Annotated in this window: 19 protein-coding genes and 3 tRNA genes; 8 read left to right on the top strand and 14 right to left on the bottom strand. The window is 47.4% G+C overall.

Annotated features, from left to right (window positions below; genetic code table 11):
• Positions 1–6 precede the first annotated feature (6 nt).
• Entirely contained in the window at positions 7–2340 is a 2334-nt protein-coding gene (locus SDE_RS06180; RefSeq protein WP_011467658.1) for a hypothetical protein, read from the bottom strand.
• A 259-nt stretch (positions 2341–2599) separates the two neighbouring features.
• Here SDE_RS06180 and SDE_RS06175 point away from each other — a divergent pair, with 259 nt between their 5' ends.
• Positions 2600–4396 (top strand): carbohydrate-binding protein, encoded by a 1797-nt coding sequence (locus SDE_RS06175; protein WP_011467657.1) that lies wholly within the window; start codon positions 2600–2602, stop codon positions 4394–4396.
• Between the two features lie 345 nt (positions 4397–4741).
• On the opposite strand, the gene SDE_RS06170 is transcribed toward SDE_RS06175, so the two are convergent.
• A tRNA-Ser gene (locus tag SDE_RS06170) sits at positions 4742–4829 on the bottom strand.
• A gap of 516 nt (positions 4830–5345) precedes the next feature.
• Here SDE_RS06170 and SDE_RS06165 point away from each other — a divergent pair.
• On the top strand, positions 5346–6590 hold the full coding sequence (locus SDE_RS06165; protein WP_011467656.1) for a hypothetical protein: 1245 nt from the start codon (positions 5346–5348) through the stop codon (positions 6588–6590).
• Between the two features lie 130 nt (positions 6591–6720).
• Entirely contained in the window at positions 6721–8103 is a 1383-nt protein-coding gene (locus SDE_RS06160; protein WP_011467655.1) for an adenylate/guanylate cyclase domain-containing protein, read from the top strand.
• Positions 8104–8154: 51 nt separating this feature from the next.
• Here the strand turns inward: SDE_RS06160 and queF are convergent, their stop codons facing one another.
• The 3 genes from queF to SDE_RS06145 form a co-directional block, all read right to left on the bottom strand.
• Positions 8155–8961: an NADPH-dependent 7-cyano-7-deazaguanine reductase QueF gene (gene queF, locus SDE_RS06155; protein ID WP_011467654.1), complete on the bottom strand. Its 807-nt coding sequence runs from the start codon at positions 8959–8961 to the stop codon at positions 8155–8157.
• Positions 8962–9119: 158 nt separating this feature from the next.
• On the bottom strand, positions 9120–9893 hold the full coding sequence (locus SDE_RS06150; protein ID WP_011467653.1) for an ABC transporter permease: 774 nt from the start codon (positions 9891–9893) through the stop codon (positions 9120–9122).
• A complete protein-coding gene (locus tag SDE_RS06145) occupies positions 9890–10846 on the bottom strand; it encodes an ABC transporter ATP-binding protein (protein ID WP_011467652.1) in 957 nt (318 codons plus the stop codon). The genes SDE_RS06150 and SDE_RS06145 overlap by 4 nt, the downstream gene beginning before the upstream one ends.
• Before the next feature lie 102 nt (positions 10847–10948).
• Between SDE_RS06145 and SDE_RS21200 the strand changes: the two genes are divergently transcribed.
• The gene (locus SDE_RS21200) at positions 10949–11368 is read left to right on the top strand and encodes a PA2817 family protein (RefSeq protein WP_011467651.1); all 420 of its coding nucleotides are present in this window, start codon (positions 10949–10951) and stop codon (positions 11366–11368) included.
• Between the two features lie 154 nt (positions 11369–11522).
• Here the strand turns inward: SDE_RS21200 and SDE_RS06135 are convergent.
• Positions 11523–11597 (bottom strand) — tRNA-Gly (locus SDE_RS06135).
• Between the two features lies 1 nt (position 11598).
• Positions 11599–11674, bottom strand: a tRNA-Glu gene (locus SDE_RS06130).
• A gap of 373 nt (positions 11675–12047) precedes the next feature.
• Between SDE_RS06130 and SDE_RS06125 the strand changes: the two genes are divergently transcribed.
• The gene (locus SDE_RS06125) at positions 12048–12839 is read left to right on the top strand and encodes a hypothetical protein (protein ID WP_011467650.1); all 792 of its coding nucleotides are present in this window, start codon (positions 12048–12050) and stop codon (positions 12837–12839) included.
• Positions 12840–12884: 45 nt separating this feature from the next.
• Here SDE_RS06125 and SDE_RS06120 read toward each other — a convergent pair whose 3' ends face one another.
• From SDE_RS06120 to msrB, 3 genes are read right to left on the bottom strand one after another with little or no spacing between them, the layout of a single operon-like run.
• Positions 12885–13586: a DUF1499 domain-containing protein gene (locus tag SDE_RS06120; RefSeq protein WP_011467649.1), complete on the bottom strand. Its 702-nt coding sequence runs from the start codon at positions 13584–13586 to the stop codon at positions 12885–12887.
• A 29-nt stretch (positions 13587–13615) separates the two neighbouring features.
• Positions 13616–14296, bottom strand: a complete 681-nt coding sequence (locus tag SDE_RS06115) for a DNA-3-methyladenine glycosylase I (RefSeq protein ID WP_011467648.1) — start codon at positions 14294–14296, stop codon at positions 13616–13618.
• Positions 14293–14697 (bottom strand): peptide-methionine (R)-S-oxide reductase MsrB, encoded by a 405-nt coding sequence (gene msrB / locus SDE_RS06110; RefSeq protein WP_011467647.1) that lies wholly within the window; start codon positions 14695–14697, stop codon positions 14293–14295. The genes SDE_RS06115 and msrB overlap by 4 nt, the downstream gene beginning before the upstream one ends.
• Before the next feature lie 214 nt (positions 14698–14911).
• On the opposite strand from msrB, the gene SDE_RS06105 reads away from it, so the two are divergent.
• From SDE_RS06105 to SDE_RS06095, 3 genes are all read left to right on the top strand, one after another.
• Complete coding sequence (locus SDE_RS06105; RefSeq protein ID WP_011467646.1) at positions 14912–16183, top strand: pyridoxal phosphate-dependent aminotransferase; 1272 nt, start codon at positions 14912–14914, stop codon at positions 16181–16183.
• Between the two features lie 30 nt (positions 16184–16213).
• Positions 16214–16675, top strand: coding sequence for a hypothetical protein (locus tag SDE_RS06100; protein WP_011467645.1), 462 nt, complete (start codon positions 16214–16216; stop codon positions 16673–16675).
• Positions 16676–16762: 87 nt separating this feature from the next.
• On the top strand, positions 16763–18526 hold the full coding sequence (locus SDE_RS06095) for an EAL domain-containing protein (protein ID WP_011467644.1): 1764 nt from the start codon (positions 16763–16765) through the stop codon (positions 18524–18526).
• 28 nt (positions 18527–18554) lie between these two features.
• Here SDE_RS06095 and SDE_RS23045 read toward each other — a convergent pair whose 3' ends face one another.
• Genes SDE_RS23045 through SDE_RS06075 form a run of 4 tightly spaced genes read right to left on the bottom strand, consistent with a single transcriptional unit; the run spans position 18555 to position 22774 of the window.
• Complete coding sequence (locus SDE_RS23045; RefSeq protein WP_011467643.1) at positions 18555–19517, bottom strand: class I SAM-dependent methyltransferase; 963 nt, start codon at positions 19515–19517, stop codon at positions 18555–18557.
• A gap of 24 nt (positions 19518–19541) precedes the next feature.
• Complete coding sequence (locus SDE_RS23040; RefSeq protein ID WP_011467642.1) at positions 19542–20735, bottom strand: ATP-NAD kinase family protein; 1194 nt, start codon at positions 20733–20735, stop codon at positions 19542–19544.
• Positions 20736–20737: 2 nt separating this feature from the next.
• On the bottom strand, positions 20738–21859 hold the full coding sequence (locus tag SDE_RS06080) for a 4-phosphoerythronate dehydrogenase (protein ID WP_011467641.1): 1122 nt from the start codon (positions 21857–21859) through the stop codon (positions 20738–20740).
• A gap of 45 nt (positions 21860–21904) precedes the next feature.
• Positions 21905–22774 (bottom strand): 5'-3' exonuclease, encoded by an 870-nt coding sequence (locus tag SDE_RS06075; RefSeq protein ID WP_011467640.1) that lies wholly within the window; start codon positions 22772–22774, stop codon positions 21905–21907.
• Between the last annotated feature and the right edge of the window lie 29 nt (positions 22775–22803).

The raw sequence follows: 22803 nt of genomic DNA, 5'->3' as shown, positions 1-22803 counted from the left end.
CAGCTATTACTCGCCAAAACGTCGACTATATAGTGCTTTATTTACTTCTCGCGCAGCGTCCACAAGCGAGGTGTAAGGTATATCCGTAATACTTACAAAACCAACATTGTAGTTCTCACCATCGTAAGCGCGACCGGTAAGTGGCGAATCGATATACTGAAACCAATGGGCTCCAACAAAATACGGATTATCTATCACGCTGTTCATATACTCAGCATATTTTTTACCGCGATCAGCTTGAGAGCTTGCGTGGACTACACCGGGGTTTAGCAAACCAGAATCCAACGCACCGTTATGGAATTCCCCTATAATACTGGGCTTATCTAACTCTTCTAAGAAGTGCCAGAATTTATTACTTACGCCTTCTTTGTAATAGTTGTAACTTACAACATCGGCATATTTCGCAGCCGAACGACGTATTTCCGGTGTCATGCCCCAATCTGCAAAGCGAGCGCCAAGGTACATATGGTTTGGTAAATAATGCTTAACTGCTTCGCGTACAATTTTAAAATATTGGCCGGCGTAGTGCTCCAACATAACAGAGAGGTCGGCAACCACAGCATCGCTAAATTGGGTTAGAACAACACCATTAGCAAATTCTTGCCAACTGTTTAGCTCAACATTCCAAGCGCGATTTAGTTCGGTAATAGCCCCATATTTTTGCTGCATAAGCATTACAAACTGCGCTTTGGTTGGGCTATCTTCAGCTGCGCGACTAAGGGTGTTAATCACAAGACCGTACTGCGTTTGCACTGCCCCTTCTTGTCCCCAACTTTTTTCGTTATCGATAAAAACACCCACACACCAAGGATTATTTTTAACCTCACGGCCAATTTGTTCTGCTATAATATACGCCCGCTCTTTAAATAGCGGGTCAAATGGATCTGGCAACGGGCTCCAATAATCATTGCCACTGCTTACTGTTTTAAAATTTCCAATAATCCAACCATTCGCAAAGTACGGAATACGGTCCATTTGATAATAAGCGGGGTCAATCCAATTACCAAAAGAGGTGAACCCCCAAGAGAGCATACGATTCACGGTGGTTTCTCGCCATTTTTCCATCAATGCCGCTTCGTCACTTATGCCGTATTTTCGCTGTAGGTTTGCGCGATAAAAGCTAAACGTCTCCCCCCGCTCAATGGCCCCTGTATGCACTTCGCGTCGGTAGCCAAAGTTAAGCCCTAGCGGCTCGTCATATTGAGGTAACCAAGTGAACATTTCAGCTCGCAGCGGCGAACTTATATGCCTTGTAGGTAGGGCTGCATCCGGCGCACGGTTAAGCCCTAGAGAATCTTCAGGCGTTAAATCACCAGGTTGACGCTGAGGGATTTTAGACTGATCGAAATCGTAGCCAGTTATAGTAGAAGTGTTTGCTAAGCGAACATTAGCAATACCGGTAGAGAAAAATAAGTAACCACTCGGATCAACCAACGCCCATTTGCCGTTAACTTTTTGCGTACGAAAAAACCCTGTCGCTTCAAGCTTCGGCCCCTCTGCCCATCCACCAAATATGGAGCGGCCATCAAGTGGTGTTGTTCGCAACTGTGCTTGCTCTTCTTCCGATAACTTACGCAATTGCTCAACAGATTGAACCTTGTTAACAAATTCTAATTTATCGTTTTGACCGAACTCATCCACCAGCCCTTTAAAGTAGTTTTCATCGATCGATTTAGGCTGAATTAAACGTACGTTGTCGAGGATAAGTGTTTTATTTTCAAGTACGCCGGTTACTGTAAATGCGATGCTTTTCAGTGAGCTAACATCCAACTGCTTATCGCCCCAGCGATAAATCATATTCTGATAGTCACTGTTCCAACTTGGCGGGTTCGAGCGAATACCGGTTTCTACACCGTCGTCTGGCCCCTTTAGCTCATAATAATAAGTACCACTGGAATTTCCTGGGATTGCAATGGCACGTTTACGTTCTTTTCCATGGCTGTCTGTAGCAACCACATGCAAATAAACGGATGTTGGTTTGGGGTTAGCAATATCCAAAGCGAATGCAAAGTTCCCTAGCCCGCTCCAGTCCCAAGGCGCATCGGCGGCAAAGGTTAAGTTGGCAGAGTAATGCGCTTTAGTTTGTAGCTCTACCTCCAAAGCCCGCCCAGAAGAATTGGGCACAATCTTCACAGTAGTATTTTCGGTTTGGATTGCAGACGTAACGTCACCCGAATCAAAATCCCATAACATGTTTGCTAATAGCACATTGTCGAGGGCGCCCTCTTCGGCACTAGGCTGGGAAGCTATCGCTTGCGGCTCGTCTTTATCCGCACAAGCATTAATTAAAGTGGCGATAAAAACACAGGCCAGCATTTTCTTAACTGAAAAAATTTTCATTTTATTCTGATTCTTATGTCTGATGGCTAAACGAGACACTAGCTAAAAGCGAATGACCACAGCGTGGATAGAACAACCGCGATTGGCTGGCCATAAAACAATCTGAAACGCCAACTAGTGTGCAACCAGACACGACACTAATATTTAGCCCTTGCATTGTCAACAATTAACAGTATGCTATTCAAACGAATAACAATAATGCACTCCCCAAAGCCACCCCTATAAAAGGGTTGCGCCTGCGGAGAGTAAGGAGCTATCCATGAAAACCACCAAATGCGCCCTAGCTGCGCTCTTCTTCAGTACCCCTCTTATGGCTGCAGATTGGGACGGAATTCCTGTCCCAGCGGACCCAGGGAATGGCAACACCTGGGAGCTACAGTCCCTTTCTGACGATTTCAACTATGCGGCCCCAGCTAACGGCAAAAGCACCACCTTCTATAGCCGCTGGAGCGAAGGCTTTATCAATGCTTGGCTCGGCCCGGGGCAAACCGAGTTTTACGGCCCCAATGCTTCGGTAGAAGGCGGCCACCTTATTATTAAGGCCACTCGCAAGCCAGGTACTACTCAAATTTACACTGGAGCAATTCACTCCAATGAAAGTTTTACCTACCCATTGTATTTGGAAGCGCGCACCAAAATTACAAACCTCACCCTCGCCAACGCATTTTGGCTACTAAGCTCAGATTCCACCGAAGAGATTGATGTGCTGGAGTCTTACGGCAGCGACCGTGCAACAGAAACGTGGTTTGACGAACGCCTACACTTAAGCCATCACGTTTTTATCCGCCAGCCATTTCAAGACTACCAACCGAAAGATGCAGGCAGCTGGTACCCCAACCCCGATGGCGGCACTTGGCGCGACCAATTTTTCCGTATAGGTGTTTATTGGATAGACCCATGGACACTGGAGTATTACGTGAATGGCGAATTAGTGCGCACTGTAAGCGGCCCAGAAATGATTGACCCGTACGGTTACACCAACGGCACAGGCCTAAGTAAACCCATGCAAGTTATTTTCGATGCAGAGCATCAGCCTTGGCGCGACGAACAAGGTACTGCCCCACCCACCGACGCAGAGCTAGCCGACTCGAGTCGCAATCAATTCTTAATTGACTGGGTGCGATTCTACAAACCCGTGGCAAGCAACAATGGTGGCGGCGACCCAGGCAATGGCGGCACCCCAGGTAATGGTGGCAGTGGCGATACTGTAGTGGTAGAAATGGCCAACTTCTCTGCCACAGGTAAAGAAGGCTCTGCAGTTGCAGGCGACACTTTCACAGGCTTCAACCCCAGCGGCGCGAACAACATCAACTACAACACCTTAGGGGATTGGGCAGACTACACGGTGAACTTCCCCGCTGCCGGTAATTACACCGTAAACCTAATTGCAGCCTCGCCGGTTACATCTGGGCTGGGTGCAGATATTTTGGTAGACAGCAGTTACGCAGGCACCATACCTGTTAGCAGCACCGGAGCTTGGGAGATATACAACACCTTTAGCTTGCCCAGCTCGATTTATATCGCAAGCGCAGGCAATCATACTATTCGCGTACAAAGCTCCGGCGGTAGCGCTTGGCAGTGGAACGGCGACGAACTTCGCTTTACCCAAACGGATGCGGATACAGGCACCAATCCACCCAGTACAGCCAGCATAGCGGTTGAAGCCGAAAACTTTAACGCGGTGGGCGGCACCTTTAGCGATGGTCAAGCTCAACCTGTTAGCGTTTACACCGTTAACGGCAACACTGCCATTAACTACGTAAACCAAGGCGATTATGCCGACTACACCATTGCTGTTGCCCAAGCGGGTAACTACACCATTAGCTATCAAGCTGGCAGTGGCGTAACAGGTGGTAGCATAGAGTTTTTGGTTAACGAAAACGGAAGCTGGGCCAGTAAAACCGTTACCGCCGTACCAAACCAAGGTTGGGATAACTTCCAACCCTTAAACGGAGGCAGCGTTTACCTAAGCGCAGGCACCCACCAAGTTCGTTTACACGGCGCTGGCAGCAACAACTGGCAGTGGAACCTAGATAAGTTCACGCTTAGCAACTAAATACATACAAGCGTAAACACCCAAAATTGCTCCTTCGATTGAGCGCTACCTATAAAGCCCTAGCTGTATAGCTGGGGCTTTTTTGCTTAAAGGTGCTTCAAATAAAGTTGGCAAACGTATTCTAAATAAATAACCCAGGCCCCTATCAAGAAAGAAATAATAGGCGCACCTGAATTAAACCTAGAGAAAAATAAATAGCTGTAGCAGGTATAAATGGAGCTAAATAGAGAAGCAATAAAAGCTAAATAAATGAGAAAACACTAGAGGACGTTCAAGGAGATAACCAAGCCCCGCAGCACTATACTGCCAGGCTGGCCGGCGTACACAGGAAGGTACACTTGAAATTGGCGGTGAGGGAGGGATTTGAACCCTCGAAGACTTGCGCCTTACACACTTTCCAGGCGTGCTCCTTCGGCCACTCGGACACCTCACCAGTTTTGTATATCGCGTTTAACTTCAAGCCAGTACTGCACTCAAAGTCCGCACGCCTGCGTGCTCGTTATCGCCCTGCGGGCGTTGTCTCCGCAAAGCTTCGGCTCGGCCACTCGGACACCTCACCAATTTTGTATATCGCGTTTAACTTCAAGTCAGTACTGCACTCAAAGTCCGCACGCCTGCGTGCTCGTTATCGCCCTGCGGGCGTTGTCTCCGCAAAGCTTCGGCTCGGCCACTCGGACACCTCACCGTATAGATCGCTTCAAAACAGGATAAATCCACTCGTTTCGAAGGCGGCAAACTCTACACAAACAGCGTTTCAAACGCAACGTTTAAAGAGGGCTAGTTGCAGATTAAGTGTTTATTTGGGGGCAAAATCGCCTTTTGGTGGGTTAATTACCTGATTTTTTTGGCCTGATATTCGCATTTGCATATTATTTGCACCATACTCTTCTAATACTATTAGTTATAACTAAACAGGCCTTCTGCGCCGATCACGTAAGGGTTACAACGCATGCTCACATCAAATGTTGCGATTCTAGCCGCAGCTGAGATTGCCTTGTTATTTTTGGTTATTAGCATAGTGTTGCTAATCAAGAATCGTGCGCTGCGCAAATTGGTTTCTAAGCTGCAGGCTAGATTAGAGCAAATCGTCGAAGACTTAAAAGTCGCGCGAGCACTTAAAAAAGAGCCAGTCCCAACAGCCCCTACAATCACCTACGCGACACATATTGAAAAGCAGCTAAACTTCACCAAGGAGTATCACGAAGACCAAAAACCCAGCCAAGATATTAGCTTAGATATCGACCCAACTATTCCGCTACCACGCAGAGCGGCGGCTTTACGGCACGCAATACTGCTTGCAGAAAAAGAGTCTAGCGCAAACACCCCCAACAACCTGCCCAACTGGGACACCCTCAATAAGCGCTACGAGGCCATTTTTAGTTTTTATGATGATTACAGCACCCCCAGCGAAGAAACAGGCGGGCAAGAAGAAATAGATGCGCTTAACAGCGAGCTCACTACAGCTAAAAAACGTATCAACAACCTAGAGAAATTTAAACAGCTATATAACGAGCTAGAAGCCACACTCAAAGACTGTAAAACCACCGCGCAGACTCACTTTAACCGGCTCTCGGAGATGGCATCGGAGGTATCGGATACCGAGGCTTTTGAAAGCTCCTTAGCGGCTTACCACTCTTCGTACGATGCAATATCATCCATGATAGAGACCGGGATTGATGTTCCTCCGGCTAAACGTGGCGAAGACTCCTCTGGAGAGATAAGGCACTTGCGTGCGGTAGCAGCAGATCAGCATAAAATTATCACTGGCTTGCAAAAGAAATTGCGCGATATGTCTAGCGACGAGGAGCGAGCCGAAGTTGTAGAAGAGCTGCAGGTTGAGCTAAACCGCCAAATACGCTTTGCACAAGAATCTGAAACCTGCATTCAACTAATGGAAGACGAACTGCAAAACGCCAACAAGGAAATAGAACAGCTCACCAGCAAGCTAGGTAAAGTCGGCGAGCTAAAAATGGAGCTTATTGAAACCCGTGCACAAAATGAGCAAATGCGCGACCAATTGTTTAAATTAAAAACAGATAACCGCAAGCTGCGCCAAAAAGCCGACGAAATGGCAAAACGCCCAGCGGAAAAAAGCGGTGAAGATAGTACCGCACTTAAAAAAGAGCTCGCAGACTTGCAGGCAATGTATGCAGATTTAGAAGAAAAATTTCTCGATCTAAAGCTACAAGAGTAATTATCTAGTCATTAACCCTTAATTTGGACTGTACAAATAACACGTATGCCGCCAAGATATTGTATCTTTATTCGAAGGGAGTCGAATCGAATGAATGTATTGCTGATGAGAATTATAACTAGGTAGCGGCATGAGCGACTCCAAACAAGCAGACCCCAATATTGAATACTCCCTGCGCCAGAACGATATTCGCGCACTGATTTGCTGCGCAGCAGCAGGCACCTTGCTGGTTAATGTATCTTGGTCTTCTTTATTTGTAATTGAATCTTTAGTTGCCATGTCTGTACTAAGTTATGCACTTGGCAGCTACTTATGGCTTAAACAAATCTCGCATGGCCCGCGCGCCGCCACTTTATTTGATCGCGTAATGACCATGGACGCGGCCGTTATAGGCTTGGTGGTTAGCTTTTCGGGCTTTAACATTCTGCCCACCATTTTATTTATCACGATGATCCAATTTAACAGCCTAATTAATGGCGGGGTTAAAAAATGGGCAATCGATAATGTGGCATTTTTTGTGGGCGTGGGGTTTACCTTTTTAATTCGCGAACCTCAGCTGGTTTTCTCCGATAAACTCGAAATTAGCGCCGTTAGCCTAATTGGCATATTTACTTATTTTTGCGCTTACGCTCTGTATGCGCACAACCGTATTCACAAACTCGAATTAAGCAACAAAAAGCTTGTTAACGAACAAACGCTCTACAAGTTACGCACCTACAAACTCGCTCGCTATTTAACGCCAACGGTTTGGAAAGCCGTAAACGAAGGCAGAGAGAAAGACCTAAGTACCGAGCGCAAGCGCGTTACGGTATTTTTCTCCGACATTATGGGGTTTAGCGCACTTTCTGAAGAGCTGGAAGCAGAAACGCTTACCGATATTCTTAACACCTACCTCACCGAAATGACCAAAATCGCCACCAAGCACAAGGGCACCATCGATAAGTTTATGGGCGATGGGGTAATGATTGTATTCGGCGATAATGAAAGTGCTGGCGTAAAAACAGACTGCTTGCGCTGTGTCGCTATGTCTATTGAAATGCGCCGCAAAATGAAAGAGCTGCAAACCAAGTGGTACAACCAAGGTATTAAAAAGCCGTTACAAATACGTATGGGCATCAATACGGGGTACTGCACCGTTGGGTCGTTTGGCACCAACCACTATATGGACTACACCGTACTTGGTACCCACGTAAACCTTGCTAGCCGTTTAGAGTCTGCGGCCTCGCCTGGTGAAATTTTAGTTTCGCACGAAACCTGGGCGCTAATTAAAGATGTAGTAATGTGTAGAGACAAAGGCGAAATATCGGCCAAAGGTTTCAGCCACGCAATAAAAGTGTATGAAGTGGCCGACTTCCGCAAAGATTTAGGCAAACAGCAAAGCTATTTTGAGCACAACTCTGAAGGCTTTTCTATGCACCTAGACCTAGACAAGATTCGCAATTACGACAAAGACAAAGTCATTACCTATTTAGAGCGCGCAGCAGACAAATTGCGCGACAAAATCATTTCTTAACAGGTTAAACTTGCCGCGCCAACAAGCCCAAAAAGGCGCGGCTAACAAATCTTACTGCCTAACTATTCGCCAACCAGGCAAAGCAGCCCCGCAATTAGTTCTAAAAGGGTTAATATCCAGCCCACCTCTGCGCGTATACCTTGCGTACACACTGAGCTCTACAGGCGCGCACTGAGCCATAATATCGGTGAATATTTTTTCTACACAATTTTCGTGAAAGTCTTGGTGCTGCCTATAAGACACAACATAAGCCAACAATGACTCTGGCGTAATTTTATTGCCGCGATAAGACACCCATACCGTCGCCCAATCTGGTTGGCCGGTTACTGGGCAATTACTTTTCAATAAGTGGCTAAACAACTGCTCGCTTACCTCGCCCTGCTCCACTTTTAGCAATGCGGCATCTGGCGTGTATACAGCCGCCTCTAACGGGCAATCATCTATACACTGCCCTGCAGGGGTTTCTAGCGGTGAAACCGCGCTGAGCGGCTCTAGACGCACATTTACATCGCCACCACTGGCGTTAGCTAAATCTTGCTGCATAAGCGTTTGTACCGCTGCCCAACTTTCGAAGCGCGTTTGGTTAAACGAGTTTAAGTAATATTTAAATGACTTAGACTCCACAATCGCATCAGTTTTAGCATCGAACTCAAAATAACCTATGGCCACTTGCGGCTTGCCAGATAAATCCAACCACGACAGCTCGTACCCCGTCCATACATCTAAACCCGTGAATGGCAATGCCGATGCATTCAGGCCTAACCCGCTGCGCGATAAGCTGCGGGCGATAGGCTCTAAACAGTCTGGGCTATATTGCTCGGGGTATTCGGCTTGTTTACCTAATTCAATACTCGACATATGTAGTAACTCTTTCTTGAAGCGCTTGTGGCGCGATTACTGTTATTCACTCATGGCTATTCAACTGTAGCTATTCAACCAATGGGCAACGCTCGGATACACCAAAGCCAGAGATTAGACCAAAAGCTTAGGCCAAGAGATTAAAGCCACAGGTATCGCTAATTGCGCAGTTTTTTGCCGCTTTCCAACAAATACAAACAATAAACCACGGCGATACATAAAAATACAAATATGCCAGCTAAAGAACCCGCAATACTTACGTCCGATACACCCAACACCCCATAACGGAAAGCATTCACCATATACAAAATGGGGTTGAGCTTAGATACACCCTGCCAAAACTCGGGCAGTAGAGAGATAGAATAAAAAACACCCCCTAAGTACGTCATTGGCGTAAGTACAAAGGTAGGGATAATTGAAATATCGTCAAAGGATTTAGCAAAAATAGCGTTGATCATACCCGCCACCGCAAATAGCATCGCAGTAAGCAACACCACAAGCATCGTAATGCCAACATGCTTAATTTGCATATCGGTAAAAAATAGCGACACACCCGTTACTATCGCCCCCACTAACAAACCGCGCAGCGCACCACCGGACACATACCCCAACATAATAATGTAGCTAGGCGTTGGGCTTACCTGTAGCTCTTCAATGCTTTTGGTAAATTTCGCGCTAAAAAAAGAAGACACCACATTTGAGTAAGAATTATTAATAACGGACATCATAATAAGGCCCGGCACCACAAAGGCCATATAATCGAAACCACCCATTTGCCCAATGCGTGAACCGATGAGGTTGCCAAAAATAATAAAATATAAGCCCATTGTAATAACGGGTGGCAACAGCGTTTGCATCCAAATGCGGGTAAAACGTCTAACTTCTTTGCGAACAATAGTAGATAGCGCTACGAACTGTGCTTGAGCATTCATTTCGCCACCTCGCTATTAGCTGGCCCATTAACCAGCGACACAAACAACTCTTCCAATCTATTCACCTTATTGCGCATACTCACTACCTCTACACCTTGCTGAGAGAGTGGCGCGAACAATGCGTTTAACGATTGCCCTTTATCTATATCCACTTCTATGGTTAATTCATCAACCAAACGCACCGTATAGCCATCAATGTGGGGCGCTTGAGTGAGCGGTGCTTTCACATCAAAAATAAACACTTCTTTGTTTAGCTGCTTAAGTAAACTTTTTACACTGGTGTTTTCTACTAATTCACCCTTATCGATAATTGCCACATTTCTGCACAGGCTTTCCGCCTCTTCTAAGTAGTGGGTAGTAAGAATAATTGTTGTACCGGCCGCATTAATTTCTTGCAAAAATTCCCACATAGAGCGGCGCAACTCGATATCTACCCCCGCTGTTGGCTCATCTAAAATTAGCAGTTTGGGCTCATGTACCAGTGCGCGGGCAATCATTAAGCGCCGCTTCATACCGCCAGAAAGGCCGCGCGAAGGTGTGGAACGCTTTTCCCACAGGCCTAATTTTTTAAGATATTTTTCCGCCCGCTCTACCGCAACTTTGTAGGGTAAGCCGTAATAACCTGCCTGATTGGTAACAATATCCTGCACCTTTTCAAACATATTAAAATTAAACTCTTGCGGCACCACGCCAATAAATTGCTTGGCTTTAGAGAAGTCTTTATCTATATCTACACCAAACACCTTCACGCTGCCGCCAGACTTTTTTACCAGTGAGCAAATAATACCTATAGTGGTAGATTTACCCGCGCCATTGGGGCCCAGCAGTGCGAAAAAATCGCCTTCGGCTACAGTTAGGTCCACGCCTTTCAATGCTTCGAACTTATTGTCGTAGATTTTTTTCAACCCGCGAATTTCGAGGGCCGCAGTATTTACTGCATTTGAATGTGTCATACGTTATACCTAAGTTTAACCGGCCGTTTTCCAGCCCGTTACTGACGAAATGTTTGGGGTATGTGAGAATAGCACCTTCAACTCACCGAAACAGATAAAACCATGAGCGAATCTTTAGACCCGAGTGTTGCTATTAAGCAATATCATCAAGCACTTATTGTGCAATTTAAAAACCAGCTTACCATTTACAAGGACGAGCTCGACGAGGATGACACGGCATTTACCCAGCTACTCGACGCGCTTTGTGAAGATATTAATACCGCAGACGGCGAAGTGCCCACAGGCCAGAAGTTTATCTCTACCATGGTTGCGCGCTACCCCCAACTTACCCCACGCCTACCGCGGGATTTATTTTGGTATTTTGGTGGCGATTGCTTACATTACGTAGAGGATAAAGAACTAGAAAACTTTCAAGCATTGGAAGAGGCTTTTTACGCTCTCGCATCCACTACCCCCATCACCGAGCAAAGCTATGCTCGCCTGCGCGAATCGTTCTTCGCTGCCACCCCCATCAACAAATAACACGAAAAAAAAGCAAAAAAAAAGCGCGGCTTTTAACAGCTGCGCTTTTTAAATTTAACTATATAAAACTTTAATGCGTTTTTCGCCGACCAATGTCGTAAAATCGAGTTTAGTAAGGCAGTTAAACTTACTTACTAAACTCAATCCTAAAATATGGAGCGGGAAACGAGGCTCGAACTCGCGACCCCAACCTTGGCAAGGTTGTGCTCTACCACTGAGCTATTCCCGCATGGCGTCCCCTAGGGGATTCGAACCCCTGTTACCGCCGTGAAAGGGCGGTGTCCTAGGCCTCTAGACGAAGGGGACTTAGGACTTCCTGACTTGCCGTCAGAAGAGGTGCGCATTCTATGGAGACTGGCCGAACCTGTCAACACTTTGTTTAAAAAAATATGTAAGTTTTTTAACTTTTTTTCAGCGCCCTATTTGGGATGATCAAAACGCCATCAATCTACTTTTAGAAGGGGCAAAAAATCGTCGAAAAACAGATCAAACCGACCTAGTTTTAGGCTAAATGTATAGAACGCATCTAACTTGAACATGTTGCGAACAACCTGAAAAAAATTGCGTTTAATTTGCGAATAAGCCATTCAGAGACTAGCCTTAGAGTGAGAACTCACGTTTTTGGATGAGCATATTCCCAATTCGTTGAACACAACCCTAAGCGAACCCTCGAGCGCCTATGTCATCCATTCAAGTCATTAGCACAATTATCGTCCTTCTTGCAGGGCTGGTATGCTATGCCTTCATTTCGCAAACGCTGCGCATAAAGAAAGAGCAGCGCGAAAGGCTTATGGCCATGCTAAAACGCAGAAACAATACTTTTAAGTTTATGCTGAATGGGTTCCCCAAGGGTTTCTTGCCAAAAGAGCTAACTTTGCTCGTACAACGCAGTTTAATAGAAACCTGCGAGCAGCTAACTAAACTCGACAGCAGTAACCCCACCTATCAGCAAGACTTACAAATTGTGTCTGGTCAAATGACCGAGACTCAGCGCCAATCTGGGCCGCAACCGCAAAAGCGGCTGGATAACCAGCAGCAAGTAAAAGAAGTAAAAATGTGCCTAGAAGAGCTGTATAGGTTTATACACAACCAGCAGCAAAAGAATCTGCTTCCTAAAAACCAAGCCGATGCCTTTAGTGCCCAAATCAAACAACTGGTATTGCAAATTACCGTGGACTCTTATGTTTTGAGAGGTGTCGCTTCACAACAAAGTGAGAAGTACAAACTGGCTTACCACTACTACGACCTAGCTATAAAGCTGTTGGTACGAGAGGGTAAGGCGGGTGCCCACGACGAGCGTATCGCCGAGCTTAAAGCCCTTCTCCCCCCTCTTGCGGTTAAGATGGCTGAAGAAGAAGGAACCACGAACCTATCTGAACAAGAGATGGCAGAACAAACCGAGATGGACAGCGAGTGGGATAAATTTGGCGAAAAAGAAGACTTCTGGAAGAAGAAGCACGCTTACGACTAACCCCGCAAGCGTACTGAACACCTTAGAACACCTCAGATAAAGCAGTTATTGCTTGAACGCATCCACAAACGCTTGAATTCGCTTAGCGTTTGCCCCTAAATCACTCTCGCCTACCCGCGATACCGAACGCACATCCATCACACTGCCCTGCCCGGTGGCACGCACCCGCACAACAATGTCATCCTTAAAGCCAAACAATGCTGTCTCGTCCACGGCTTCAAAGCGCAACTTTGCACTATCGGTAAAATGCACCTGCCAACCAAGCTGCTCCGCCACACGCAACGCCTTCTTAAACGCTATGTTAGGGGCGGCCTGCACGGTAATAGGCGCCAGAGAGGTATAAAAGTCGGCTTGCTGCTTTCTCACAGCCTCGGAGGGCATATCTAAGCTGTTTTCTCCGTCCTTACGCAACGCCTGGGCTGCGGTAAATTCAGGGGGGGCAGCTAAGTCGGTACTAATATCGTGAATTGCCGGCACTTTTAAGCCCGCCCCAACCAACATAAGCACCACACCAACAGGCAACAAACCTATACATAGCGACCCAAAACCTGTCGCCAAACTGTGCTTGCCAATTAACGCTAACACTAAGGCGACAAGACCCACAATCAACGACGACAGCACAAGTATGGCGAACCCAAGGAATGCGATCTTAAACCCCAATATTTCGAATTTATGGCCGGCAACAGCTAAGCACATAAACACGAGCAACCAAGCTTGGATAGTTAGGGATAACGGTAAATTAGGCATTATTTCTCCATGATGAGGCTTTGCCTCAATTAAAATGCCGTAAACGACATAATTCTGCTGATATGACTAAGCGGACGACCACTTTCTTTGTGCCAAACAAGAAACGCTTCTTGTATAGCGAATAAATCGCGCTGCGAAGCCGGCGGTTTGGGTACAGCCTGCACTAACACGCCGTGGGCGCGCAACACAGCTAGCACATCGTTGGTGAGCATAAACGTATCTCGCCCCACCATACGTAAAAACGATGCTGCGGAGTTGCCCCCTAGCTGTTTGCCGTGCTTTTTTAAATACAGCCACAACTGGATTGTGTGCTCTATGGGCCAAGCGGCCAAAAAAGCGCCAAAGCCGCCGTGCTCTTTACTTTCGCGCACCACAAATTGCGCGTTCTCGCGCACGGATTTTATTTTACCCAGATGACGAATAATGGCTTTGTTGGCCATAAGCACATCGAGGTCGTCATCGCTTAGCATTGCGCAATAATAGGGGTCAAAGCCGTTGAAGGCCTGTTCAAACGCTGGCCACTTTGCATCCACTAACGAATGCTTCAAACCTGCTCGAAATACCCGTCTAGAAATAGCAGAAAGGTAATCGGCATCACTCATTGCGCGTAATTCGCTCGCCGAACTCACGGGCGGCAGCATAGCCTCCACAGCATTTTCACCGCCCTTGTGAATAACAGCAGACTTATAAATATCGGCAAACGCAATCACTCCGCGCCCTCTTTTTGCAGTTGGATAGAGGCAGAGTTGATGCAATACCTTAACCCTGTGGGCTTAGGGCCATCTGGAAACACGTGCCCCAAATGGCAGCCGCAATTGTGGCAAACCACTTCGACGCGAACCATGCCGTGGCTAGTGTCTTTAATCTCACCTACCGCATCGCCTTTTATAGGCTGAAAGAAGCTCGGCCAACCCGACCCCGAGTCGTATTTGGTTGCAGATTCAAACAGTGGCTCGGCACAACAGCGGCACAGATATGTGCCCGGCTCTTTGCTATCACAGTACTCACCGGTAAAGGGTCGCTCTGTACCTTTTTCACGGCATATACGAAATTGCTCTGCATCGAGCTTATCACGCCAGTATTCATCGTCTTTTTTTGTGAGATCCGACATAATTTATCCTTTTAAACAAAATCTTATAGCAATTTGAAAGCGGCTTAGTTATAACTCTGGGTTAAACAGCTCTGTTACCTCAATGCCCATGCTAACCTGTTATACGAACAAAACGTAAGTGCAGATCGCGTTAAAGTATTTTGAGCGTTCACGTGTTACTCCGTGCTGTAAACAAAGCAAACCAATTTTTACGTAAATAACGTTAGGCGAGAAAATGACACTGCCGAAAGACCCCGAGTCGTCCACGGTTAAACCGGTGAAAAAGGACAAGCGCAAAAACATCATTAAATCTGAAAAGCTACTAGGCGTATGCTACGACATTCGCGGCCCAGTGCTTGAGCACGCCAACCGCCTTGAAGAAGAAGGCCACCGCATATTGAAGTTAAACATTGGCAACCCAGCACCTTTTGGTTTTGAAGCGCCAGATGAAATTATCACCGATGTGGTTTATAACATTCGCGAGGCGCAGGGCTATACCGCATCGCGCGGCTTGTTCCCCGCACGCAAAGCCATCATGCACGAGTGCCAACGCCAGGAAATACCCAACGTAGAAATAGAAGATATCTTCTTGGGCAACGGCGTATCAGAACTTATTGTTATGGCCAACCAGGCCCTGCTTAACAATGGTGATGAAGTACTTGTTCCCTCACCAGACTACCCTCTGTGGACCGCCGCTGTGAACCTCGCTGGGGGCAAAGCAGTGCACTACATGTGCGACGAGCAGTCGGACTGGTTCCCCGATATAGATGATATGCGCAGTAAAATAACCAGCCGCACACGTGCAATAGTGGTTATAAACCCAAACAACCCTACCGGCGCGGTATACAGCCAAGAGCTGTTAGAGCAAATTGTAGCGCTTGCACGCGAGCATCAACTGGTGATTTTCGCCGACGAAATTTACAGCAAGATTCTGTACGATGACGCCGAATTTGTGCCCATGGGGCGCATCGCAAAAGATGTGCTGTGCGTAACCTTTAACGGCTTGTCTAAATCTTACCGACTGGCGGGTTTCCGCTCGGGTTGGATAATTCTAAGTGGTGCCAAGCACTTGGCAAAAGACTATATTCGCGGCATAGATATGCTGGCCTCTATGCGCCTGTGTGCCAACGTTCCCGCTATGCTGGCAGTGCAAACAGCGCTTGGCGGCTACCAAAGTATTAATGAGCTAATCCTGCCGGGCGGACGTTTGCTTGAGCAGCGCGACGCGGCCATTGAAGAGCTAGCAAAAATACCAGGAGTAAGCTGTGTGGTGCCCAAAGGGGCAATATACCTGTTCCCTAAAATTGATCGCACCATGTACGACTTTGATGACGACCAACAGTTAATATTAGATTTTCTAATTCAAGAGAAAATTCTGTTGGTGCAAGGTACTGCCTTCAACTGGAAGCAACCGGACCACTTTAGAATTGTGTTTCTACCGCAAGCAGACCAATTGCGTCAGGCGATTATTAAGTTTGGCGAGTTTTTGCAGCAATACCGCATTTAACCCCTGCCAATACCCAATTGAAGCTAATCGATGACTGATATTGACGACCTACACGTAGAAGACTTTTGTAAAGATACCGCCAAAATACTTTTGGCGCTTTACAAGCGGTTTCCACAAAAAACTACCCTCTATGTGGAAGACATAAGCGGGCCAGACTCACCAGACGAGTTCGGCCTGCACAGCCCGCGCTTTAACGCCTGCTTTAACACCATGCTGTGGCTGGCAGAAAATGACTACCTTAGCTACAGCCAAACCATAAAGCAGGAGGCGCTTGAAAGCGTTGTGCTAAGCCATCGAGCTTTTACCTTTTTATCTAGCTGGCAAGAAGCAGCGCCTATTGCTAGCGGCACTGCGCTAGAGCTACCCAGTGGCTCCCCTGTATTACCCTTAACGCGTGTAGAACACCTGCGCAAAACCCTTTTAAACGCTACATCCACTCAGCTTAAACTATTGGTTTTAGGCTATATGCAACAGTCGCGAGACTACCAGTAAGCGGCCGATGTGTGCTGAGGTTGCTAAGCACACCAAAAGCATCATAATAGGTACTACTTAACTCTTTGACTATAACTGGATTAAACATTGAGCAACGAAGCGCTATACATTGTCATTGCCCTACTTGCAGCATTTGCTAGCTTAATGGCGTATATGCTTTTCACTAAAAAAGCACCGGAAGACAACCAGCCCATTACAGATACAACCGACCCTTTTGCGCTGTACCTAGGCAACGCGGTGTGTGGCGCGGTAGTGCTAGATGCCTCGCTTAAAATAGCTCAAATAAACACCGTGCTTTGCGAGTATTTGGGGCTCACCCCAGCAGCAGTAATAGGCACACTGTTTAGCAAACATATTGCCAGCGCCGATCAAGCCATATGGCAGGAGCTTACGGCCCATTCGGATGCTTCGGGTAGCACAGCTCAAATTGCGCTGCTGACAGCAAACAACAAACAAATTCAAGGCAAACTAAGCCTACAAGCCATACCCGCCAATCAAGAACTATTGGTTACGTTCGAGAATCAACACCAATTATTGCAATACGCAACCGAAATAGAATACAGAAAAACGCACGACGAACTCACAGGCCTTAACAACCGCAAAGCATTAGAGGCCTACCTAAACAAAACCTTCGAAAGCCAATCTCTTTTTTCTAAGCCCATTGCTATGATCTACATTAATGTGGATCAACTTAAAGTTGTAAACGATACCTGTGGCCATATTGCAGGTGACGAGCTGTTAAAACAACTTGTACACATTCTTAAAAACACAGATGTAACCTACGATTATTTAGCCCGTGTTGGCGGCGACGAGTTCGCATTAATTAAAGAAGACGCCACCATCGAGCAAGCTGAAGAAGTTGCCGAAATAATTCGCAGCACAGTAGAAGACATAAGCTTTAGCTGGGATGATAAAAACTTTCGCCAAAGCTTAAGTATTGGCGTTGCGTTATCCTCCCCACGTTTATGTACTATTACCGAAATTATTGGCGCTGCCGATGCAGCGTGCGAACAAGCAAAAGTAGCCGGTAAAAACCGGGTGCATGTCCATAAAGATACACGCGCGGCTTCAGAAGATAGCCGCCATCAAATGCGTTGGGTTAGTCGCATTCAACAAGCTTTTATTGAAGATCGCTTCGAGTTATTTTTTCAACCAATTGTTGCCTTACACCACAGCGATCAATACGTACACTACGAACTACTTATCCGCTATCGCGATGAGAACAACCGGTTTGTATCGCCCAACGCTTTTTTACCCGCGGCAGAAAAGTACGGTTTATCCACGCAAATTGATTTATGGGTGCTCACCACCGCGCTCGACTTTCTGGCGTCGAACCCTGAGCACACCTATAAATTACAATGCTGCTCTATTAATTTATCTGCTCACTCTCTTTCTAGCCACCAAACGCGCAGCGCTATTGCTCAACTAATTATTGGCTGTGGCTTTCCGCCTGAAAAAGTCTGCTTCGAAATTACAGAAACCAGCGCAATTAAAAACTTAGATGAAGCAACGGCGTTTATTGAAGAAATGAAGCTAATTGGCTGCCGGTTTGCTCTAGACGATTTTGGTACGGGCTTTTCATCCCTAGGCTATTTAAAAAGTTTGAATGTAGACTATTTAAAGATAGACGGTGCATTTATACGTAATATTGTGCACGACAAGATAGATCACGCTATGGTGACGGCTGTCGCCAGCATTGGCAAAGAAATGAATATTGCCACCATCGCTGAATTTGTAGAGAACGAAGAAATTAAATCAACACTGTCGCAAATGGCAGTAGATTACGGTCAAGGTTTTGGTTTTGCCAAACCCATGCCGTTAAACGATGCCGTAGCCTATTACAACAAATAAACAATGCCACTCTCTGCGCTAGGCGCGCTTAAGCTACGCGCCTATATGCAAGTATTTTAAGCGCACCGTGATCTGGGCTAGATTCGGCAAAATCTTCACAGGCTGCCATTTTTTGCTCCAGTTCAAACTTCCCTTCCTGCGCACAAACATCTTCGCTTAGTACCGTTTCAATTTCTTTATGGAACGCAGTAAAGCTTATTTCTGGCGAGTTCAAACACAGCAATGCATGGCCGCCCACCTCAACTAAATCGGTAAGCTTGCGCACCACTTTGGCGTAATCTTTTGTGGCAATAAAACTGCCCTTTTGAAAACTGGGCGGGTCGACAATAACCACATCGTATGGCCCTAACTTACGCAGTTTGCCCCAGGACTTAAATATATTGTGCGGCAAAAATTTTACTGCTTGGGTATCGAGTTTATTGATGTGATGGTTTTTTCTACCCACGTCTAGCGAGCGGCGACTCATATCAATATTCACCACCGAATCTGCCCCTGCAGCCATGGCCACTACCGAAAATGCGCAGGTGTAGCTAAACATATTTAATACACGCTTATTGCTGGCAGTTTTCTCTAGCCACTTTCGCGCAGGCTCGATATCTAAAAAGAAACCTAAGTTTTGCTGATTAAAATTAAGAGCAAACTGTAAATTGCCTCGCTTCGCGGTGCCCTCTTCGGGCATAGCACCAATAATTACCTGCCACGGTGCTCCATCTAGATAGCGGCGCTGTACTAGCAGAGTCGAGTCGTGGGCGCCGGTGGCAAACATATGGGCCACCAACAAATCAAAAAGCCCTTGCTCGGTTTCTTCGTTGGTTGGGGCGTACAGTGTCGCTACCCACAAGCCGTCGAAGTAATCTATTGCGCACCAGTGTAAATCCTCATAGCAACCGCCTCGTCCGTGAAAAATCCGAAAGCTATCACCACTCGCATAGCGGTTTGCCGCATGGTGTAGCGCTACGTGTACGGGTGTAAAATCGATGGGAAAATTCATAATTAGTCTTATTAGTATTGCTATCTATGCGCCTTCAGCGCGATAGAGAATATTATCTTGGTAGCCGGTCACCACAGAAAACAAACCGCTCCATTGGCGATTAAGTGCGCTGTTTCCCGTATCTAAAATTAACGGGCGCCCTTCTAACGCTTTAAGCTTGGCTTTGGTGGCTATTGGCCAAAGGTGCTCGCGCCCAATTTTTTGCAATATATCCGCCCGTAATTGTTGGTTGCCTCGGCCCAACAAATGGCCCTGCCCACCAATGGCGGTTAATACCAAATTAACCTGTGCGCTGGCGCCACATCGCTGACGATGCTCATCTATAAGCTGTGCCAATTGGTTGGCGTTTACATCTTGCGCTAATGGCTCAAGCCCTAAGGTTACATCCACCCCCAACAGGGTTGAGGGCAAACCTAGTTCCTGTTGCACAAACTGCGTTGTGGAGCCAGGTGCAAAAATGGTTAGCACCTGCTCTTCACCTAGGTCGTCGAACTGCGCCTCTAAGCGCTCTTTTATTTCGTTTGCTATATCTAATAGCACCAGCTCTTCTACTTCTACACCGCCTTGTTTTACATGCTGCACAAACTCAGCGGCGCTGGGTACGCGCATACTACCGTAATAGCGGCTGCGCACAATGCCCTGCCTAAACGCGGCTTCGTCTATATCTCTTACTTCCTGCTCGTGCACTGCTGTTAACTCGCCAGCAACCATACCGCACACCACTTGAGCAGTAGCGGTAGGGTGAATACCGTACACACCGGAGTGCATTTTTACACCAGAGGGAACGCCTATCGCCAACTGAGGTTGCGGACTCTCGCACCCCACAACACTGCACACATCGCGCGCGGTGCCGTCGCCCCCTACAAACACAAGCAGATCCAACTTTGCCGCGCACAGGGCCAACACTCCCGCTTGAGTATCCTTTGCGCTTGTCACGCTGGGCACGGGAAAGTCGATTACCTCTGCCTGTAAGCCTGCACGCGCGACGGCATCGGCCCCCATACTGGCGGGGACAGTAACAATACGCAGTTTATTGGCAATGGGCTGCAAGCCTTGCAAGAACTGATGAGCGCGCTCAAAAGCGCGTAGAGGTAAGTGCCCACTTGCGGCAGAAGCTTGTATTTCTGGGGCGTCGCTACCTTTAAAGCCTGCCTCACCGCCAACACCTGCTAGCGGATTAATAACAAAACCCAATGTAAACGTTGGAAGCGAAGACATAACTACTTTGCCACCACACCGTAACCGAGCGATTGCAGCAAAGGCATTAATTTGGGAGGCGCGGCTTCAATTTGGTAATGGGAAAATTCTCGGCGTTTGCGGTATTGCTTACGCAACATATCAAAGCTTGCCGGTAGGCCCTGTACCGCCTGACGCAATAGGGCATCGTCGTCCCTTACGTCGTAGGTGGCGAGTACCGCATCGGCAAAGCTCGTTACATTAATGGTTTCTTTATCTTTGGCAACATACGCCTCAATCGCTCGGCGTGTATCTTCTGGGTGTTCGCCGTGGGCAAGCAGGTAATCGATAAGCGCGCGATGAATCATCAGCGAGCCATTAATTCGCCCCTCGTAAGAGTAACCTGCTATGTGAGTACTTCCTAACGCGACAGCATCGAGCAACTCTACCAATATATCTGGCTCACTTTCCCATACATCCAGCACCACGGTTAGGTCGTTATGGGTGTTTAAGTACTGCAGCAAAGCGCGGTTGTCTATTACCCCACCGCGCCCCGCGTTGAGCAGCGTGGCACCGCTTTTGAGGTGATTAAACACATCGGTGTTAAACATGTGCTCTGTAGGCGCTGGGCCTGAGCGAGTGAGCGGGGTGTGGCAGCAAATTAAGTCGCAGTCGTATATGGCTTCAAACGGCTGCAAATGCGGAATTGTTGATGTATCTAGAAAAGGGTCTACGCCAATACAGTCGTACCCCAAGGCGCTAAGCGTGCGATACACGCGGCTGCCCACATTACCGCAGCCCACAACCGCCACTTTAAAATCTTTCGATGGCGAATCTTGCAGTAACCCCAGTACTGCCATGGCACTTAGTGCGTATTGCACCACCCCGCCAGCATTGCAGCCTGGCGCACTGGAGTAGGCGATGTCGCGCTCGTCGAGGTAAGCCTTGTCGAGATGATCGGTGCCGATGGTACAGGTACCAACGAACTGCACCTTCGAGCCCTCTAATAGCGCGGCATTTACAGGCGTGACTGAGCGCACCAATAGAATATCGGCATTTTTCACATCTGCGGGGGTTATTTCGCGCCCGGGTCGCAATAGAATTTCACCAATAGGCTCAAACAGCTCATTGACGAAGGGGATATTCTCATCGGCCACTATTTTCATGTTTATACTGTCTTCTAGCTCTATCTATATATTCAAAAACCGGTTTTATACTTCCGCAAAACTGGGTGGAAAACCCAGTGAGGCGGCCAATTGCCTTAATTGCGCGCGTTTAACCTGTGCGCGAGCGAGGCTAAACCTGCGACCAAGCGGAGCCTTGCAATCGATGCGGGCAAGCTGATAAGCCATATCTACTTGATCTTGGTAAGCCTCAAGCTTTGCCGCGAGGGACTTTGCCCCCCGTATAGGCAAATTTGCCACGGCGGGAATATTGCTGCGCACCTCTGCCCAACTAGGCATATGGGTAAGCAGCTGCGCCGCCGTTTTCACCCCCACACCGGGCACCCCGGGAATGTCGTCTCCTACATCCCCCACAAGGGCGAGCAAGTCTACCACTTGTTCAGGCCAAACCCCGAGTTTCTCGTGTATTTGTGCCCTTTTCATGGGTATTCCGTCGGGGTAATCCCATAATTGAGCCGTTTCGCAGCCAATTAGCTGACTCAAATCCTTATCTCGGCTCAACACACATACTTCTAACCCCTTGCTGGCCGCTCGCACCGCAAGCGTGCCCAGCAGATCATCGGCCTCATGGGTGGCTGAGGCATAGCAAGGAATGCCAAGCGCCTCGGTAACCTGCCTGCTAGCCGCCAGTTGAAACGCTAGCAAGTCGTCGGGTAGCACACGACTACATTTATAATCGGGGTAAATATCGTTGCGAAAACACGTGGTTAGGCTCTCGTCAAAGCAAGCGGCAATATAACTGGGGTTCAAATCGGCTAGCATGCGCTTTAACCAGTTGGCATAGCCGTACACCCCTGCGGTAGGGTTGCCCTCTTCCGACCACCAATTATCTGGCAGGGCAAAATAGTATTTAAAGAAGTAGATAGAGACATCAATTAGGTAAACGCGCTGAGACATGGTTGTGGCCTAGGGAATGCTGCGCAAAC

Source organism: Saccharophagus degradans 2-40 (assembly GCF_000013665.1).
Classification (GTDB): domain Bacteria; phylum Pseudomonadota; class Gammaproteobacteria; order Pseudomonadales; family Cellvibrionaceae; genus Saccharophagus; species Saccharophagus degradans.
The sequence above is the reverse complement of the archived record's forward strand: the minus strand, read 5'-3'. Positions and strand labels throughout refer to the sequence as shown.